The organism is Pseudomonas sp. B5(2017) (assembly GCF_002112825.1).
Classification (GTDB): domain Bacteria; phylum Pseudomonadota; class Gammaproteobacteria; order Pseudomonadales; family Pseudomonadaceae; genus Aquipseudomonas; species Aquipseudomonas putida_Z.
Genome location: NZ_NEIR01000004.1, coordinates 31,579 through 48,797, shown reverse-complemented (window position 1 = coordinate 48,797; position 17,219 = coordinate 31,579). Strand labels below are relative to the sequence as shown.

The 17,219-nt window shown below is 63.2% G+C and carries 12 protein-coding genes and 1 pseudogene; 6 read left to right on the top strand and 7 right to left on the bottom strand.

The window, feature by feature from the left end; genetic code table 11:
• The first annotated feature begins 17 nt into the window (after positions 1 to 17).
• Positions 18 to 468 (top strand): annotated as a pseudogene (locus tag CAG00_RS07140) (GNAT family N-acetyltransferase).
• A gap of 367 nt (positions 469 to 835) precedes the next feature.
• Here the strand turns inward: CAG00_RS07140 and CAG00_RS07135 are convergent.
• From CAG00_RS07135 to CAG00_RS07120, 4 genes are all read right to left on the bottom strand, one after another.
• Positions 836 to 2,212, bottom strand: coding sequence for a cytosine permease (locus tag CAG00_RS07135; protein WP_085663940.1), 1,377 nt, complete (start codon positions 2,210 to 2,212; stop codon positions 836 to 838).
• 72 nt (positions 2,213 to 2,284) lie between these two features.
• A complete protein-coding gene (locus CAG00_RS07130) occupies positions 2,285 to 3,166 on the bottom strand; it encodes a carboxylate/amino acid/amine transporter (protein WP_085663939.1) in 882 nt (293 codons plus the stop codon).
• A 326-nt stretch (positions 3,167 to 3,492) separates the two neighbouring features.
• Complete coding sequence (locus tag CAG00_RS07125) at positions 3,493 to 4,092, bottom strand: FMN-dependent NADH-azoreductase (RefSeq protein WP_025340170.1); 600 nt, start codon at positions 4,090 to 4,092, stop codon at positions 3,493 to 3,495.
• A 109-nt stretch (positions 4,093 to 4,201) separates the two neighbouring features.
• A complete protein-coding gene (locus CAG00_RS07120; RefSeq protein ID WP_012051530.1) occupies positions 4,202 to 4,516 on the bottom strand; it encodes a hypothetical protein in 315 nt (104 codons plus the stop codon).
• Positions 4,517 to 4,564: 48 nt separating this feature from the next.
• Between CAG00_RS07120 and CAG00_RS07115 the strand changes: the two genes are divergently transcribed.
• The 4 genes from CAG00_RS07115 (at position 4,565) to CAG00_RS07100 (ending at position 8,760) form a co-directional block, all read left to right on the top strand.
• A complete protein-coding gene (locus CAG00_RS07115; RefSeq protein ID WP_012273620.1) occupies positions 4,565 to 5,488 on the top strand; it encodes a LysR family transcriptional regulator in 924 nt (307 codons plus the stop codon).
• Positions 5,489 to 5,501: 13 nt separating this feature from the next.
• Positions 5,502 to 6,314 (top strand): alpha/beta fold hydrolase, encoded by an 813-nt coding sequence (locus CAG00_RS07110; RefSeq protein ID WP_085663938.1) that lies wholly within the window; start codon positions 5,502 to 5,504, stop codon positions 6,312 to 6,314.
• Positions 6,308 to 6,865, top strand: coding sequence for a peptidylprolyl isomerase (locus tag CAG00_RS07105; protein ID WP_085663937.1), 558 nt, complete (start codon positions 6,308 to 6,310; stop codon positions 6,863 to 6,865). The genes CAG00_RS07110 and CAG00_RS07105 overlap by 7 nt, the downstream gene beginning before the upstream one ends.
• 62 nt (positions 6,866 to 6,927) lie before the next feature.
• The gene (locus CAG00_RS07100) at positions 6,928 to 8,760 is read left to right on the top strand and encodes an ABC transporter ATP-binding protein (RefSeq protein WP_075045990.1); all 1,833 of its coding nucleotides are present in this window, start codon (positions 6,928 to 6,930) and stop codon (positions 8,758 to 8,760) included.
• A gap of 164 nt (positions 8,761 to 8,924) precedes the next feature.
• Here the strand turns inward: CAG00_RS07100 and CAG00_RS07095 are convergent, their stop codons facing one another.
• Positions 8,925 to 10,052, bottom strand: coding sequence for a GNAT family N-acetyltransferase (locus CAG00_RS07095; RefSeq protein ID WP_085664061.1), 1,128 nt, complete (start codon positions 10,050 to 10,052; stop codon positions 8,925 to 8,927).
• A 263-nt stretch (positions 10,053 to 10,315) separates the two neighbouring features.
• Between CAG00_RS07095 and CAG00_RS07090 the strand changes: the two genes are divergently transcribed.
• Complete coding sequence (locus tag CAG00_RS07090; protein WP_085663936.1) at positions 10,316 to 11,560, top strand: putative porin; 1,245 nt, start codon at positions 10,316 to 10,318, stop codon at positions 11,558 to 11,560.
• Between the two features lie 199 nt (positions 11,561 to 11,759).
• Here CAG00_RS07090 and CAG00_RS07085 read toward each other — a convergent pair whose 3' ends face one another.
• Entirely contained in the window at positions 11,760 to 12,881 is a 1,122-nt protein-coding gene (locus CAG00_RS07085; RefSeq protein WP_085663935.1) for a beta-ketoacyl-ACP synthase III, read from the bottom strand.
• A gap of 237 nt (positions 12,882 to 13,118) precedes the next feature.
• Positions 13,119 to 17,024: an ATP-dependent RNA helicase HrpA gene (hrpA, locus tag CAG00_RS07080; protein ID WP_025340176.1), complete on the bottom strand. Its 3,906-nt coding sequence runs from the start codon at positions 17,022 to 17,024 to the stop codon at positions 13,119 to 13,121.
• Positions 17,025 to 17,219: the final 195 nt, after the last annotated feature.

Below are 17,219 nucleotides of genomic sequence, written 5' to 3'. Positions count from 1 at the left end.
AGCACTGAGGTCTCAGTATGGAATATCACATTCGCCCGGCCACGAGCAAAGATGCAGCAGCGATTAGCCGAGTAATTTTAGCCGCACTGCGTGGGTCAAACTCACAGGACTACCCGCTTGATGTGATCGCTCAGATTGAGCGAAGCTTTTCTCTTGAGGGGGGTGACAGCACAACTTGCTAAGCGTAGAGTCTTCGTAGCTTTGCTAGGCGAAAAACTTATAGGCACTGCCGGTCTCGACGGTGATGTAGTCAGAAGTGTTTTTGTTGACCCGGCTCACCAAAAAGGCGGTGTCGGTCGGCAGTTGATGGATGTCATTCATGCAACCGCTATCCGCGCCGGCACTGGCGTTGTACGTGTTCCATCGTCGATTACAGCTGAAAAATTTTATGTCGCATTGGGTTATCAGAAAATTCGCGACGAGTTTCATGGGGCTGAGCGCACCATCGTTATGGAAAAACGGCTTTAGGCCTTGTCCCGCCCTTACCCACTTACGCGGCAACTCAATCATTTCACTCGCCTGGTTACGTCGGCAGCCGCTGAGCAAACCTTATAAATAGTTAGATCGTGTCGATTCACTCGCCGATTGGATCAGACTCTTGATCGCCGCTGCCCACCTACCGCAGTGCAAGTCTGTAGTCAAGGGCTTGCCGTGATTGAGCTCTCGATTAATAACCATAGCAAAACCGAATTAGGTTCAAGAACGCTCGCGCTTGATATACGGGCCGGTCTAGCGGTGCGTGCGATGCCAGAACCGATGCCACACCGGCTTGAGGAAATGAACGAGGTTTAAGAATGCCGGGCTGCCGTGCAGCCCCTCCCATCTCAAGGCCGAGTCAGGTGTGCACATTCATGGTTGTCGAAAGGCGGTTGCTCTCGCGCCCATGGACCATGCAATACAACGCACCGGCCAGGATCAACCCCATCGCCCAACTGATATCCGCCCCCAGCCACTCGGCCACGAAGCCCGTGTAGAACGACAGCTTCATGAACGGGATGGTACCGATGATCGACACGGCGTACACCGCCAGGCTTCGACGATTGAAGCACCCATAACGCCCCTTGGAGTCATACAGCGCCCCCACATCATAGTGGCCTCGGCATACCCAGTAGTAATCCACCAGGTTGATCGCGCTCCATGGGATCAACAGGTACAGCTGGCCGATCAGGATGTCGGCAAAGAACGTATCGAAATTGTATTGGGTGGCGATGGCGATCACCGTTGCCGCTGCGGTCAGCCCAGCCATCACCAAGGCCTTGGCAGTCGCGGTCACGCGCCGGATGGTCTTGAAGGCGCCAAAGATCGTGACCGACGACATGTAGGCGCTGTACAGGCACAGGACGTTGTACTGGATCACCCCCAGCGCGATCACTGCCAGCGCCAACGGCGCCCACGGGCCAAACAACGCGGCAATAGCTGTGGCCGGGTCATGCCCCAGTGCCGAGGGCAACTCCACCGCCACCAGCGCGCCCAGTGCCATCATGGCGAAGGAACCCAGCGCACAACCGCAATAGGTGGCCCAGAAGGTGGCGCGTGGATTGACGTTGGCCGGGAGATAGCGCGAGTAATCGGCTACATAGGGGCCATACCCCAGCGTCCAGGAGGCCGACTGGGCCACGATCAGGTTGAAGGCGGTGAACGAGAAGCCGGTACTCACTGCCGTTGTGGTTGCCATGTCGCCGGGGTGCAGCAGGATCAGCACCAGGGCGCCGGCAAAAACCAGTGTGGACAACAGGCTCATCCACGCGCCCAGGCGGTGGATCAGCTCGTAGCCGACAAAGCCGATGACAAAAGTCAGCAAGCCGACCACCACGATCGCCTGGTCATCGCTCATGGGCACCAGCGCCTGCAGGGCATTGCGCATCAGCACGCCGCTGGCGGCGAGGAACAGGACTGCGGCCGTGACCATCACCAGCAGAGGGAGCGCGGCACCATGGACACCGAACTGGGCCCGGCTCTGGATCATTTGTGGCACGCCCAGGTGAGGCCCCTGGGCAGAATGCGCGGCCATGAACACGGTGCCGATCAGGTTGCCGACCAACAGGCCCAGCAAGGTCCAGCCCAGACTCAACCCCGACGCAGCGCCCAGGGTGCCGACCATCAGGGCGGTTATCTGGAAATTGGAGCTGAACCAGATGGTGAACAATCGTTTAGGCGTGCCATAACGCTCGGCGTGTGGGACAAATTCGATACTTCGCGTTTCTAGCTTCACGCCGGTCTCCCGATTTTGTTTTCATGATTATCGGGTAGGTACCGGCGGGATTTGGGTTCAGTAACGAACGCGTCATAGCTGGCTGCGCCATGGCTTGCCTGATAACGTCAGGGTACCCAGGCGGCTCATCCACACCGACGCCAGGATCACTGCCCCGCCGATGAACAGCCTGCCCAATGGCTCGTCCTGGTTCCAGATCAGTAGATTGAGCAGCAACCCTACCGGCACATGCAGGTTGTTCATCACCGCCAGCGTCCCGCCCGAAACCATGCAGGCGCCCTTGTTCCACCAGTACAGCCCCAGCGCCGTCGGGCACAGGCCCAGGAACAGCAGCACCAGCCACTGCACATCGGTGGTCGGCAGGTGCTGGGCGTTGCCAAACAGCAGGAAGGCCGGCAACACCACGATCAACGCGCCCAGGTAGAAGTAGCCAAAGCGCTTGTAGTGCGGCAAGTCGCTGGGGTGGCGTGCAACCAGGTGGCGGTACAGCACCTGGCCGGCGGCGTAGGTGAAGTTGGCCAGTTGCAGCAGCAGGAAGCCGATGAAGAACTCGCCGCTGATGGTGTCGAAGCGGATCACCGCCGCGCCGGCCACCGCCACCAGCGCTGCCAGCAGCGCCCACGGGTTGAAACGCCGGTTCATGGCGTCTTCGATCAGCGTCACGTGCAACGGCGTGAGAATGGTGAACAGCAGCACCTCCGGCACGGTGAGCACGCGAAAGCTCAGGTACAGGCAGACGTAGGTGATGCCGTACTGCAGCGCGCCGATCAGCAGCATCGAGCGCATGAAGCGCGGCTCGACCTGGCGCCAGCGGGTCAGCGGCAGGAACACCAGGCCAGCCAGCACCACGCGCGCGAGCACGGCAAAGTAGCTGTCGACGTGCCCGGCCAGGTACTCGCCGATCAGGCTGAAGGAAAACGCCTGGATCAGCGCGACGATTATCAGGTAGCCCATGGTTGCCTCTCGTGGATCAAGGCCGCGACCTTAGCGGGTTGCGGGGAATGAGTTCAACCATGAGGAAAGTAAGGACGGCAGCGCACGCGGTCTATGTAGGAGCGGCCTTGTGTCGCGAAAGGGGTGCGAAGCGCCCCTGGGATCTCTGCACAGCAGCACATATTGCCGGGGCTGCTTTGCAGCCCTTTCGCGACACAAGGCCGCTCCTACACAGAGCAAAAGCAGACCGCATGTGCACAAATATAAAAAAAAGCCCGGCCATGCAGGCCGGGCAGGTACACCCAAAGGAGCAACAACAGGTGTCAGGGTTGGGAATTCGCTAAGCCTCAGGCCACCGCCGCCAGCTTGGCCTTGGCCTGGTTGACGCCCTTCTCGTGGAAGTCAGGGCTCATGTTCAGGCCTTCGGCATGGATGAAGTCGACATCGTGAATGCCGATGAAGGCCATTACCTGGCGCAGGTACGGTTCCTGGTGGTCGCTGGTGGCGCCGGCGTGGATGCCGCCACGGGCAGTCAGGACGATGGCGCGCTTGCCGGTCAGCAAGCCCTGCGGGCCGGTGGGGGTGTACTTGAAGGTGATGCCGGCACGCAGCACGTGGTCCAGCCAGGCCTTGAGGGTGCTGGGGATGGTGAAGTTGTACATCGGCGCAGCCATCACCAGCACGTCGGCGGCGAGCAGCTCATCGGTCAGTTCGTTGGAGCGGGCCAAGGCGTCCAGTTCGGCAGCACTGCGCTGTTCTTCGGGCTTCATCCAGCCACCCAGCAGGTTGGCGTCCAGGTGCGGCACCGGGTTCACGGCCAGGTCGCGCACACTGATCTGATCGGCCGGGTGGGCGGCCTGCCACTGCTGGATGAAATCACGGGTCAGCTGACGGGAAACGGAATCCTGCTGGCGGGCGCTGCTTTCGATGATCAGTACGCGGGACATGGGGGGCCTCCATCGGCAAAAAGGGTTGCGATTCGATGGAGGTGAGATTACGGCTTGACCTATCGATAAAAAAGCGTAAAAAGTGGGTTCAATCTATCGATTTATCAGTTTATTCTGCACTGCAGTTCAAGGCGATCCGTAATTTGATGATCTGCCGGTTGAACTTGGCAGTGACATCGACGCTTTTACCGGCCGGTACGTTCACCCGGCGCACCCGTGGTGCCTCGGGGCCATTGCGGAAAGTCACCTTGCACGCGGCCGGTACCTGCCCATAGTTGTTGAGGGTGATGGCGCCAATGTCATAGGCCGTGTCATAGGCGGTGTAGTCGAGCTTCACCCCGGTCAGTTCCTTCTCAACGTCGATGGGATAAGCCATGGCCCCGAGGGGCAGGCACATCAGTATTGCCGCACAACATTTCTTCATGGGCCGCTCTCCTTGAAAGAGCGCAGCTTAGGACAACAGGAGCGAAAGATGAAAGCGCCGCGCGTAACCCTTGACCAGTGGCGAACCCTGCAGGCAGTGGTCGATCACGGTGGGTTTGCCCAGGCCGCCGAGGCACTGCACCGCTCGCAGTCATCGGTCAGCTACACCGTGGCCCGCATGCAGGAGCAACTGGGCGTGCCGCTGCTGCGCATCGACGGCCGCAAGGCGGTGCTCACCGAGGCCGGCAATGTCCTGCTGCGCCGTTCGCGCCACCTGGTCAAGCAGGCCAGCCAGCTCGAGGACCTTGCCCACCACATGGAACAGGGCTGGGAGGCCGAGGTACGCCTGGTGGTCGATGCCGCCTACCCCAGTGCCCGCCTGGTACGCGCCCTGGCCGCGTTCATGCCGCAGAGCCGTGGCTGCCGGGTGCGCCTGCGTGAAGAAGTGCTGTCTGGCGTCGAGGAAGTGATGCACGAAGGCATCGCCGACCTGGCCATCAGCAGCTACAGCATCGGCGGTTACCTGGGCGCCGAACTGAGCGCGGTAGAATTCGTCGCCGTCGCCCACCCCGAACACAGCCTGCACCGCCTGGGCCGCGAACTGACCTTCCAGGACCTGGAAAGCCAGTTGCAGGTGGTAATCCGCGACTCCGGCCGCGCCCAGCCACGCGATGTCGGCTGGCTGGGTGCCGAGCAACGCTGGACCGTCGGCAGCCTCGGCACCGCCGCGACCTTCGTCAGCAGTGGCCTGGGCTTTGCCTGGCTGCCCCGCCACATGATCGAGCGCGAGCTGCGCGAAGGCGTGCTCAAGCCGTTGCCGCTGGATCAGGGTGGCAGCCGCCACCCACTGTTCTACCTTTATTCGAGCAAAGAGAAGACCTTGGGCCCGGCTACGCAGATTCTCATCGACCTGCTGCGCAATTTCGACACCGCGCCACTGGACGTGCCCTTCGCAGCCCCCCCACAAGCCTGAGAGGACCGCGCCCATGGCCTATTTCGAACACGAAGGATGCGCACTGCATTACGAGGAATATGGCCAGGGCGAACCCCTGGTATTGCTGCATGGCCTGGGCTCCAGCTGCCAGGACTGGGAGCTGCAGGTGCCGGTGCTCAGCCGCCATTACCGGGTAATCCTCATGGACATCCGCGGCCACGGTCGCTCCGACAAGCCACGCGACGGCTACCAGATCGCCACCTTCAGTGCCGACCTGCTGGCCCTGCTCGAACACCTGCACACCGGCCCGGTGCACTTCGTCGGCCTGTCCATGGGTGGCATGGTCGGCTTCCAGTTCGCCGTCGATCACCCACAGTGGCTGCGCAGCCTGTGCATCGTCAACAGCGCCCCCGAGGTCAAGCGCCGCACCCGCAGTGACTGGGCATGGTGGCTCAAGCGCTGGGGCCTGGCGCGCCTGCTCAGTGTCGAAACCGTCGGCAAGGGCCTGGCCGAGCGGCTGTTCCCCAAACCGCAGCAGGCCGAACTGCGGCACAAGATGGCCCAGCGCTGGGCGCGCAACGACAAGCGCGCCTACCTCAAGAGTTTCGATGCCATCGTCGACTGGGGCGTGCAGGAACGCATCGGCCAGATCCACTGTCCTACCCTGGTGATCGCCGCCGACCACGATTACACCCCGATACAACTGAAAGAACGCTACGTCGCCCTGATGCCCCACGCCAGGCTGGTGGTCATCGACGATTCCCGGCACGCTACACCCCTCGACCAACCCGAGGTCTTCAACCAGACCCTGCTGCAGTTCCTTGCAGCCGCTTCCACCTCTCAAGGATCTTTGAGCCCATGCTGAAAAAACTCCTGCTCACCGCCTGCTCGGTCGCCTTCGCCACCAGCGTCATGGCCTCCGACAAGACCCCGCACGTACTGCTGGACACCAGCTTCGGCCAGGTCGAAATCGAACTGAATGCCGAGAAGGCGCCGGTCAGTACCAAGAACTTCCTCGAGTACGTCGACAGCGGCTTCTACAACAACACCATCTTCCACCGGGTAATTCCGGGCTTCATGGTCCAGGGCGGCGGTTTCACCGACCAGATGGTCCAGAAAGATACCAAGGACCCGATCAAGAACGAGGCCAACAACGGCCTGCAGAACACCCGTGGCACGCTGTCGATGGCGCGTACCTCCAACCCGAACTCGGCCACCAGCCAGTTCTTCATCAACGTCGCCGACAACGATTTTCTCAATCCGGGCCGCGACGCCGGTTACGCCGTGTTCGGCAAAGTGACCAAGGGCATGGAGGTGGTAGACCAGATCGTCAATTCACCGACCACCGTCAAGAAAGGCATGCGCGATGTGCCGGCCGATCCGGTCTACATCAAGTCCGCCAAACGCATCGACTGACCGCAGGTTTCACAGGGACGTGAAACCTTCCGGGGTCGGGTAGCACAGGAGTCTTGTCACCCATGCTGTACCGCCGTTTCGAGCAACTGATCGACATCTTCCGCGACGCGCCCAGCGAGTCGCCACCCGGCCAGGTGTGGCCGTTCTACCTCTACTACCTGCGCCAGGTGTGGCCGAGCTTTGTCGCCCTGCTGGTGGTGGGCCTGGTCGCCTCGCTGATCGAGGTGGCGATGTTCAGCTACCTCAGCCGCATCATCGACCTGGCCCAGGGCACGCCCAATGCCAGTTTCTTCAGCGAACACAGCGGCGAGCTGATCTGGATGCTGGTGGTGATCCTGCTGCTGCGGCCGGTATTCTTCGGCCTGCACGACCTGCTGGTGCACCAGACCATCAACCCCGGCATGACCAGCCTGATCCGCTGGCAGAACCACACCTATGTGCTGAAGCAGAGCCTGAACTTCTTCCAGAGCGACTTCGCCGGGCGCATCGCCCAGCGCATCATGCAGACCGGCAACTCGCTGCGCGACTCTGCGGTGCAGGCGGTGGATGCGCTATGGCATGTGCTGATCTACGCCATCACCTCGCTGGTGCTGTTCGCCGAGGCCGACTGGCGCCTGATGCTGCCGCTGCTGTTGTGGATCGCCGGCTACATCGCCGCGCTGTTCTACTTCGTCCCCCGGGTGAAGGAGCGTTCGGTGATCTCCTCCGACGCCCGCTCCAAGCTGATGGGGCGCATCGTCGACGGCTACACCAACATCGCCACCCTCAAGCTGTTCGCCCATACCGACTTCGAGCAGCAGTACGCCCGCGAAGCGATCCGCGAACAGACAGAGAAAACCCAGCTGGCCGCACGCGTGGTCACCAGCATGGACGTGGTCATCACCACCCTCAATGGCCTGCTGGTGGTCGCCACCACCGGCCTGGCGCTGTGGCTGTGGAGCCAGTCGCTGATCACCGTCGGCGCCATCGCCCTGGCCACCGGCCTGGTGATCCGCATCGTCAACATGTCGGGCTGGATCATGTGGGTGGTCAACGGCATCTTCGAGAACATCGGCATGGTCCAGGACGGCCTGCAGACCATCGCCCAGCCGGTCACCGTCACCGACCGGCCCAACGCACCGGCGCTCAAGGTAAGCCGCGGTGCGGTGCGTTTCGATGACGTGGACTTCCATTACGGCAAGGCCGCCAACGTGATCGAAGGGCTCGACCTGGACATCCGCCCGGGCGAGAAGATCGGCCTGATCGGCCCGTCCGGGGCAGGCAAGTCGACCCTGGTCAACCTGCTGCTACGGCTGTATGACGTGCAGGGCGGGCGCATCCTCATCGACGGTCAGGACATTGCCGAAGTGAGCCAGGCCAGCCTGCGCGCGCAGATCGGCATGATCACCCAGGACACCTCGCTGCTGCACCGCTCGATCCGCGACAACCTGCTGTATGGTCGCCCCGGTGCCAGCGAGGCGGCGCTGCATGAAGCGGTGCGCCGGGCCCGCGCCGACGAGTTCATCCCGCAGTTGTCGGACGCCCAGGGGCGCACCGGTTTCGATGCCCATGTGGGCGAGCGCGGGGTCAAGCTGTCGGGTGGCCAGCGCCAGCGCATCGCGATTGCCCGGGTGCTGCTGAAGAATGCACCGATCCTGATCATGGACGAGGCCACTTCGGCGCTGGATTCGGAGGTGGAGGCAGCGATCCAGGAAAGCCTGGAGACGCTGATGCAGGGCAAGACAGTGATCGCCATTGCCCACCGGCTTTCCACCATTGCGCGGATGGACCGGCTGGTGGTGCTGGACAAGGGGCGAATTGTCGAGAGTGGCAGCCACAGTGAACTGCTGGAGCAGCAAGGCTTGTATGCCCGGTTGTGGCATCACCAGACCGGGGGGTTTGTCGGGGTCGACTGATCAGGGCAACAGCGCGCTTCCTGTAGGAGCGGCCTTGTGTCGCGAAAGGGCTGCGCAGCAGCCCCAGGTTTCCAGCTTCGCAGCAGAAATAGCTGGGGCCGCTTTGCGACCCTTTCGCGACACAAGGCCGCTCCTACAGGATTTGCGCCAGCCTTGAGCCAGGATCAGTCCCGGCGATAGGGCAACATCCCCCTGGCTTCCTCGGCATACGCCCGTACCCCTTCTCGCTCCTGCGCCAGAAAATCCTCCACCGCCCGCCGCAGCCCCGGGTGCAACAGGTAGTGCCACGACCGCGTCAGCACCGGCTCGAAGCCGCGAATAAGCTTGTGCTCCCCCTGCGCCCCGGCATCGAAACGCTGCAGCCCTTCGGCGATGGCAAAGTCCATGCCCTGGTAGAAACAGGTTTCGAAATGCAGCCGGTCGAATTCATCCAGGCAGCCCCAGTAGCGGCCAAACAGGCTGTCGCCGCCCACCAGGCTAAGGGCCATGGCCACATCACGGCCACCCTGCCGCGCCATCACCACGCGCAAGTTCTCGGGCATGCGCTCTGCCAGCAGGCTGAAGAACTCGCGTGTCAGGTAGGGCGCACGGCGGCGCACCGCGTAGGTATTGGCGTAGCAGCGGTAGACGAAATCCCACTGCGCCTCATCCAGGTCACCCCCACGGTACCAGCGGAATTCAATACCGTGCCCGGCCACCTGTTCACGCTCCTTGCGCATCTGCTTGCGCTTGCGCGAACTCAGGCTGTCGAGAAAATCCTGGAAGTCACGGTAGCCGTGGTTGCGCCAATGAAACTGGCAGCCCAGGCGCTCCATCCAGCCCGGCTGGCCGGCCAGCTGGTCGTCCAGCGCCGGCTCGGTGAAATTGATGTGCGCACCAGACAGCCCGCCCTTGCCCAGGTACTCCGGTAACGCCTGCAGTACCAGCAGGCCATCAGCTGGGTCGGCGGCGAGCAGGCGCGGGCCACTGACCGGGCTGAACGGCACGGCACCGAGCAGCTTGGGGTAGTAGGCAATGCCGGCCCGCTCACAGGCATCGGCCCAGCCATGGTCGAACACGTACTCGCCAAACGAGTGCCATTTGCGGTACGCCGGCAGCAGCGCCCGTACCTGCCCGTCACGTTCCAGCACCAGGTGCTCGGCGGCCCAGCCGGTGTTACGCGCGACGCTGCCGCTGTCCTCCATGGCACTGAGAAACGCATGGCGCAGGAACGGTTGGCCGGCCGGCACCAGGGCATCCCAGGTGGCCGCCGGTAGATCACGCAGATGGGCAAGGCTGTACAGGCTGGTCACGGTTTCGGCTCGCTGTTTCAAGGTACCCAGTATCCCCAAGGAAGGCCCGCCACTCAAATCTCGATAGCCGGGACAGATCCTTTTATTCTCAATTACTTAACCGCAGTGCCACTAATTCGACATTAATCTGTCATTCGCCCCCGCAATACTTGCGCCTGTTTTCCGGAACCCCAGAACCTGTCTATTCAGGCCCTTTCCGAAGACATGCCAACACAGGGGCGGGCGCTTGAGCCTCCCCCATCTTATTCAACAGGGAGAACCTTATGCGTCTTGTTTCTACACTTACCGGAGTGAGCCTCACCGGCATGATGCTGGCTCTGAGTACTCCGGCCAGTGCAGCTGTCGACGCCAAGCTGCTCGAAATGCTCCGCGCCAATGGCTCGATCAACCAGGCGCAGTACAACGAACTGCAGGCGGACCTGGCTCAAGAAACCAAGGAAAAGGCCGCTCAGAAAGCTCAGTCCGAACGGATGAGCTCCTTTGAACAGAAAGTGGCATGGGCCGCCAAGACCCAGATCAAGGGTGATGTGCGCCTGCGTTACGAAGACGTCAACGTCGACGACCCGATCGCTCGCAGCGGCAACCAGGACCGTGAACGCGTACGTGCCCGTATCGGCTTCTACAGCGAGATCAACCCGCAGGTCGACGCCGGCGTGCGTGTGGCCACCGGCAGCAGCGCCGATGCCCGCTCGACCAACCAGAGCCTGGACAACTACTTCGAGAAGAAATCGCTGTGGGTCGACCTGGCCTACCTCGACTGGCACCCGACTGCCGTCCCGAACCTGCACCTGATCGGCGGCAAGATGCTGCAGCCATGGGTGAGCATGGGCGACATCATCTGGGACAGCGACATCAACCCGGAAGGCCTGGCCGCTACCTACAAGACCAACCTCGGCCCGGCCGAAGTGTTCGGCAGCATCGGCCACTACAACCTGAAGGACAACGTCGACGGCGACGGCGTGCAGTTCAAGCACGACGCACAGCTGTACGCGGCCCAGCTGGGTACCAAGTTCAACGCGGCTGACACCGTCAAGGTCACCGTCGGCGGCAGTATCTACGGCTACGACAACGACAAGGAATCTGCTGCCCTGCGTTCGCTGGGCAACACCACCAACGAGTTCCAGCTGGTGGAAGGTTTCGGCCAGGTCGACTTCACCGGCTTCGCCATCCCGCTGTCGGCCTACGGCCAGTTCGTCAAGAACACCGAAAGCACCGATGGCAAGGACAAGGCCTGGCTGGCTGGTTTGAAGAGCAAGATCGGTGCCTGGAGCCTGGACTACAACTACCGCGACGTGCAGCGTAACGGTGTAGTCAGCCTGTTCACCGACTCTGACTTCGGTAACGGCTTCACCGGTTCCCGTGGCCACAAGTTCAAGGTGGGTTACGAAATCGACAAGAACTTCGCCCTCGGCGCGGCCTACATGATGGCCAAGACCGACTTCTCCAACCTGCCGAACAGCGATGCTGACGTAGACACGCTGCAGGTAGACCTGGAAGCCAAGTTCTAAGCGACACCCTGCACTGCTTCACCTGAAGCGGGAAATGCCGACCCCATCCGGCATTTCCCGCTTTTTTTGCCTGTGAAAAATGCACCGGCCTCTTCGCGGGTAAACCCGCTCCCACAGGGACCCCACAGATCTCAGGGCCTGTGGAGTACCTGTGGGAGCGGGTTCACCCGCGAAGAGGCCGGTACCGGCTTGCGCTCAATCAGCGCTTGCGCAGGATCACACTACCAATCGAATACCCCGCACCAAACGAGCTCAACACGCCCAGCGAGCCCTTGGCCAGGTCGTCCTGGTAAAGGTGGAAGGCAATCACCGACCCCGCCGAACTGGTGTTGGCATAACGGTCGAGAATCACCGGTGCATCTTCCTCGGCCACTTCACGCCCCAGCAGTTTCTTGACGATCAGGTGGTTCATGCTGAGGTTGGCCTGGTGCAGCCAGAAGCGTTTCACATCGCTGGGTTGCAGCCCGTTTTCCCGCAGGTGCTCACCGATCAGCTCGGCCACCTTCGGGCACACCTCGCGGAACACCTTGCGGCCTTCCTGGATGAACAGCTTGTCCGCCGCGCCCTCGCCCTCTTCCGCCGCGCGGTTGAGGAAACCGAAGTTGTTACGGATGTTGTTGGAGAACTCGGTCCACAGCTTGCTGCTGACGATGTCGAACTGGTGCGCCGAGGTGGCCTTGTCGGCACGCTCGAGCAGCACCGCAGTGGCAGCATCACCAAAGATGAAGTGGCTGTCGCGGTCACGGAAGTTCAGGTGGCCGGTGCACACCTCCGGGTTGACCATCAGCACCGCGCGCGCCTGGCCCAGGGCCACGCTGTTGGCGGCGGTCTGGATGCCGAAAGTGGCCGACGAGCAGGCTACGTTCATGTCGAAGGCAAAGCCCTGGATGCCCAGCGCCTGCTGCACTTCGATGGCGATGGCCGGGTACGGGCGCTGCAGGTTGGAGCAGGCGACGATCACCCCGTCGACATCGGCCGCCGTGCGACCGGCGCGCTCCAGGGCCTGGCGGGCAGCGGCCACGGCCATTTCGCAGAGCACCGAAGGTTCGTCGTTGGAGCGCTCGGGCAGGCGCGGCTTCATGCGCTGCGGGTCGAGGATGCCGGCCTTGTCCATGACGAAGCGGCTCTTGATGCCCGAGGCCTTTTCGATGAACGCGGCATCGGACAGCGGCGCCGCCTCGACTTCACCGCGCTCGATGGCGGCGGCGTTGTCCTGGTTGAACTGCTGCGACCAGGTGTTGAAGGACGCCACCAGTTCTTCGTTGGAAATGCTCTGGGCCGGGGTGTACAGGCCGGTGCCGCTGATCACGACGTTATGCACGGTCGTTCCTCTGGTCAAAGGCCATCGCCACGGGGCGCTGGCTGGAAACATGACAGGTTAATGGCACTTTAGTACCAATTTATAGGCGAGGGCTGCGCCCTCGTTCGCGGGCTCGCCCGCTCCCACAGGGGTTGCACCGCTTCCGAGGACACTGCTGTACCTGTGGGAGCGGGTTTACCCGCGAAGGGGCCGCCAGGCGACCCCAAATTGCATCAATATTGCCACAACTGTGGAAGTTTAGCCCTCCACCTGGCTCCATTGCTTGCTCAATCGCTTGTCGGAAATCGGCACCTTGGTCCCCAACTGCTGGGCAAACAGCGAAACCCGATATTCCTCCAGCCACCAACGGTACACCGTCAGTTGCTCATCACGCTTGCCTTCCTGGGCATGCTTGTCGGCACGGGCCTTGTACTGCGCCCACAGGTTGGCCAGCTCACCGCTCCACACCCGGTCCTTCTGCACCTGCGAACCCAGCTTCTCCAAGCGCAGTTCCACCGCCTTGAGGTAACGCGGCAGCTCCTTGAACCAGCCCCCGGGGGTTTCGCGCACGAAGCCTGGGTACACCAGGTTGCCGAGCTGTTGCTTGATGTCGTTCAGCGCCACCGCCTGGCTCAGGTCGATCTTGCCCTTGAAGCGCTTCTGCAGCCCATGCCACAGCTTCAGCACTTCCAACGTCTGCCGTGCCAGGCGCTCGGCATGCTCGGCCCAGCTGCCGCGCTTGCGCTCGGCCAGGCCAGCCAGGGCCGCACCATCGCGTGGCAGCGGCTGTTCACCTTCGAGGATGCAACTGTCCAGGCTGGCCAGCAGAATGTCCTCGACCAGCGCCTCGACCCGGCCCATTTCACGGTACAGCAGGCCCAACTCGGTCAGCCCCGGCAGCTTGCCGCGCAGGTACTTGGCCGGCTCGGCCAACTGCTGCAGCAACAGGCGCTGCAAGGCGCGGCGGTGCTGGAACTCGGCCTCGGCCTGGGTCGAGAAGCGCCCTTCGCGCACGGTGCCGCCCTCTTCCACCAGCGCCGGGTACACGGTCATCGACAGGCCGGCGATCTTCTGCTGCGCGGTCTGCTTCACCTCGCTGAAAGCCTTGGCCTGCACCGGCTGCTCGCTCTTGGCATCACGCGGCACGGCCAACGCTGCCTGGCTGGCTGCTGCAAAGCGCGCGGTCAGCTCGGCCAGGTCGCGGCCTTCACCCAGGAACTTGCCCTGGCCATCGACCACTTCGATGTTCATGCGCAGGTGGCCTTCAACCAGGTTGACCGACTCGTCCCATGCCTCGTCGGGCACACGGGCGCCAGTCATGCGCAGCAGTTCCTGGCCCAGGGCCTGCGGCAATGCGCCCTGGCCGAAGGTCATGCGTGCCAGCGAGGCCTTGACGAAGTCCGGCACCGGCACGAAGTTCTTGCGCAGGGCCTTGGGCAGGTTGCGCACCAGCGCCACGCACTTGGCTTCCAGCAGGCCGGGCACCAGCCACTCCAGGCGCTCGCCCGGCAGGCTCGGCAACAGCGGTGCCGGCACCCGCACGGTCACGCCATCGCGAGGGTGGCCGGGCTCGAAGTGGTAACTCAGCGGCAGGCGCAGCTCGCCCACCTGCATGCTGTCGGGGTACTGCGCAGCGGTGACTTCGCTGGCCTCGCGGGCCAGCACGTCTTCCTCGCGCATGATCAGCAGGTTGGCGTCCTTCTGGCTGCCCATGCGGTACCAGCTGTCGAAGGTCGCGGTCTGGTGGATTTCCGCCGGCAGACGCGCTTCGTAGAAGGCGTACAGCGTCTCTTCGTCGGCAAGAATGTCGCGGCGGCGGGCCTTGGCCTCCAGCTCGTCGAGCTCTTCCAGCAGGCGCTTGTTGGCCGCCAGGCACTTGGCCCGCGACTGGATTTCGCCACCCACCAGGCCTTCGCGGATGAACAGCTCGCGCGAGGTGACCGGGTCGATCGGGCCGAAATGCACCGGCCGACGGCCGACCAGGATCAGGCCGTACAGGGTGATCTGCTCGTAGGCCACCACCTGCCCGCGCTTCTTCTCCCAGTGCGGCTCGAAGTGGTTCTTCTTGACCAGGTGGCCGGCCAGCGGCTCGATCCAGTCCGGCTCGATCCTGGCCACCATGCGTGCGTACAGCTTGGTGGTTTCGACCAGTTCGGCCGCCATCACCCACTGCGGGCGCTTGCGCCCCAGGCCCGACGACGGGTGCACCCAGAAGCGCCGCTGACGGGCGCCCTGGTAGTCGCCCTCTTCGGTCTTCTGGCCGATCTGGCTGAGCAGGCCACTGAGAATGGCCTTGTGCATTTTCGGGTAGTCGGACGGGTCCTTGTTCACTGTCAGCTGCAGGTCACGGCAGATCAGCGCCAGCTGGCGATGGGCATCGCGCCATTCGCGCAGGCGCAGGTAGTTCAGGAAGTTCTTGCGGCACCAGTTGCGCAGCGGGTTGGCGGTCAGCGCCTGGCGCTGTTCCTCGAAGCCACGCCACAGGTTGACCAGCGCGGCGAAGTCGGAATCCACGTCCTTCCATTGCGCGTGCGCCTGGTCGGCGGCCTGCTGGCGCTCCGGCGGGCGTTCGCGCGGGTCTTGCACCGACAGCGCACTGGTGACGATCAGCACTTCCTGCAGGCTGCCCAGGCGGGCGCCTTCGAGCAGCATGCGGCCCAGCCGCGGGTCGATCGGCAGGCGCGCCAGCTGGCGGCCGATCGGCGTCAGCTGGTTTTCGCGGTTGACCGCCGACAGCTCCTGCAGCAGGTTGAAACCATCGCTGATGGCCTTGCCATCCGGCGGCTCGATAAACGGGAAGGCGTCGATTGCGCCCAGGCGCAGGTGCAGCATCTGCAGGATCACTGCCGCCAGGTTGGTGCGCAGGATCTCCGGGTCGGTGAACGCCGGCCGGCTGTTGAAATCCTCTTCGCTGTACAGGCGCACGCAGATGCCCGGTTCGACCCGGCCGCAGCGGCCCTTGCGCTGGTTGGCACTGGCCTGCGACACGGCTTCGATGGGCAGGCGCTGCACCTTGGCGCGGTAGCTGTAGCGGCTGATGCGCGCGGTACCGGTGTCGATCACATAGCGGATGCCCGGCACGGTCAGCGAGGTTTCCGCAACGTTGGTGGCCAGCACCACACGGCGCCCGGTGTGTGGCTGGAAGATGCGCTGCTGCTCGGCCGGCGACAGGCGCGCGTACAACGGCAGAATCTCGGTGTGGCGCAGTTGCGCCTTGCGCAGGATCTCGGCGGCATCGCGGATCTCGCGCTCGCCCGGCAGGAAGATCAGCACATCGCCGGGGCCCTTGCCCTCACTTCGCTCGTGGTGCGCAAGCTCGTCCAGCGTGGCGAGGATGGCCTGGTCGACGGTGAGGTCGTCCTCGATCTGGTTGCCCTCCTCGTCCTGCTCGCTGGTCAGTGGGCGATACCAGGTTTCCACCGGGAAGGTACGCCCGGACACCTCGATGATCGGCGCGCCGTCGAAGTGTTTGGAGAAGCGCTCCAGGTCAATGGTCGCCGAGGTGATGATCAGCTTCAGGTCCGGGCGGCGGTGCAGCAGGGTCTTCAGGTAGCCGAGCAGGAAGTCGATGTTCAGGCTGCGCTCGTGGGCCTCGTCGACGATGATCGTGTCGTAGCGCTCGAGGAAACGGTCGTGCTGGGTTTCGGCCAGCAGGATGCCGTCGGTCATCAGCTTGACCAGGGTGTTGGCGTCGCTCTGGTCTTCGAAACGCACCTGGTAGCCGACCAGCCCGCCCAGCGGCGTGCCCAGCTCTTCGGCGACCCGCGCGGCAACGCTGCGGGCGGCGATCCGGCGTGGCTGGGTGTGGGCGATCAGGCCATGGCTGCCACGGCCCAGTTCAAGGCAGATCTTCGGCAACTGGGTGGTCTTGCCCGAGCCGGTTTCGCCGGCGATCACCAGCACCTGGTGCTCGGCCAGGGCCTTCTTGATTTCGTCACGCTTGGCAGCGATGGGCAGGCTGTCGTCGTAGCGCACGGTCGGCACGCTCTGCTGGCGCGCGGTGACCTGGGCGCAGGACGCCTGGACCTTTTCCACCCACTGCGCCAGCTTGGCCTCATCGGGGCGCTTGCGCAGTTCGTGCAATTGCCGGCGCAGGCGATGGCGGTCGGCGATCATGGCGTGGTCGAGGTTTTGCAGCAGTTTGTCGATGGCGTGGTCAGTCATGGGGCTTTTTAGTGATGCAGGTGAGCCTGCTTTTTCATGATCGGCATTCGAAGGATGCGCGATTGTCGCAGATTTGCCGGTTCTCTGCTGCCTGTGCCGGCCTCTTCGCGGGTAAACCCGCTCCCACAGGGACCGCACGACACCCAGCCTTGATGCAATCCTGTGGGAGCGGGTTTACCCGCGAAGAGGCCAGGT